This is a genomic window from Streptomyces sp. NPDC046215 (assembly GCF_040646215.1).
Lineage (GTDB): Bacteria > Actinomycetota > Actinomycetes > Streptomycetales > Streptomycetaceae > Streptomyces > Streptomyces stramineus.
Genome location: NZ_JBEYZW010000207.1, coordinates 1 through 1,142, shown reverse-complemented (window position 1 = coordinate 1,142; position 1,142 = coordinate 1). Strand labels below are relative to the sequence as shown.

Sequence of the window (1,142 nt, the reverse complement as noted above, 5' to 3'; positions counted from 1 at the left end):
CCTAGCACCGGGCGGCGGGCCGGCGGGCGTCACCTCGTGAACGGCCGAAACGTCCGTGGCTCCTGGGAGAGGAACGCCCTACCCTGGTCCCTGTGACGGACGAGGAACCGACCCTGCCGCCCCGGCCGCAGGAGTGGGCGTGGGCCACCGTGGATGTCTCCATCGGCCCTCTGGGGCTCGCGGCCACCCCCAAGGGGCTGCTGGAGGTCGCGTTCGGTGCCGACGCGCGCACGGCGGCCGCCGCCGTGGACCGCCTCACCCGCCGCCTCGGCACCGCCCCCGCCGACCGCCCCTGCGCCGCGCACGACGTCCTGACCCAGGCGTCCGCCGAGCTGGAGGCGTACTTCGCCAGGCGCCGCGAGACGTTCGCGGTCCCCCTGGACTGGTCCCTGACCGCGGGCTTCAACCGCCGGGTGCTGCGCGAGCTGGCCGAGCACGTGCCGTACGGCACCGTCGTCAGCTACCAGGACCTGGCCGACCGCGTCGGCGACCAGGGCGCGGCCCGCGCGGTCGGCACGGCCATGGGCAGCAACCCCCTGCCGGTCGTGGTCCCCTGCCACCGCGTCATCGAGAGCAGCGGGGGCCTGGGGGGATTCGGCAGCGGACTGGAGATCAAACGGGCCCTGCTGTCCCTCGAAGGTGTTCTCCCGGAGCCTCTTTTCTGACGGTTCCCCTGACGATCCGGTTCGGCCCTCCGCCGCCGCCCGGCTCAAGCGGCTGGTCCGACGCGCCAACACCCGGCGGACGCCCCGCATTTTCGTCTCACGACGCCGCACACGGCCGTCCGTTGCACGGCACGACCGGGCCCCCGTGTGCCCCGCGCAGGCCGATCCGGGTGTTTCCTGGAAACAGGAGATGGTGCGCCATGCGTACAGGCAGCGAACCCGTCACCGCGCGCAGCCCGCTGCGGCTGCGGTGCGCGCTCGCCGGGTGGGGGCTGGTCTGGGCCGTCGCCGGGGCCGTGCTCTTCGCTCGGGCCGGGCATTCCGGGTGGGCGGTCGCCTGCGCCGTGCTGGCGGCGGTCGCCGCCGTCGATCTGGTCCTCGTCGTCCGGCACATACGGCAGGGGCCCCACTTCCAGCCCGGGCGGGACGTCCCGCCGTACGAGCCCGTCCGGGACACCCGGAAGCGGAAGCCCTAGC

The 1,142-nt window shown here is 74.7% G+C and carries 2 protein-coding genes; both read left to right on the top strand.

Annotation, left to right across the window (positions count from 1 at the left end):
• Positions 1 to 113: 113 nt before the first annotated feature.
• On the top strand, positions 114 to 665 hold the full coding sequence (locus ABZ951_RS33880; protein WP_344098239.1) for a methylated-DNA--[protein]-cysteine S-methyltransferase: 552 nt from the start codon (positions 114 to 116) through the stop codon (positions 663 to 665).
• Positions 666 to 865: 200 nt separating this feature from the next.
• Positions 866 to 1,141, top strand: a complete 276-nt coding sequence (locus ABZ951_RS33875) for a DUF6343 family protein (RefSeq protein ID WP_344098238.1) — start codon at positions 866 to 868, stop codon at positions 1,139 to 1,141.
• Position 1,142: the final 1 nt, after the last annotated feature.

Excerpts from the sequence above, each read along its gene's own strand:
- ABZ951_RS33875 (WP_344098238.1), top strand. The coding sequence starts at position 866 with ATGCGTACAGGCAGCGAACCCGTCACCGCGCGCAGCCCGCTGCGGCTG.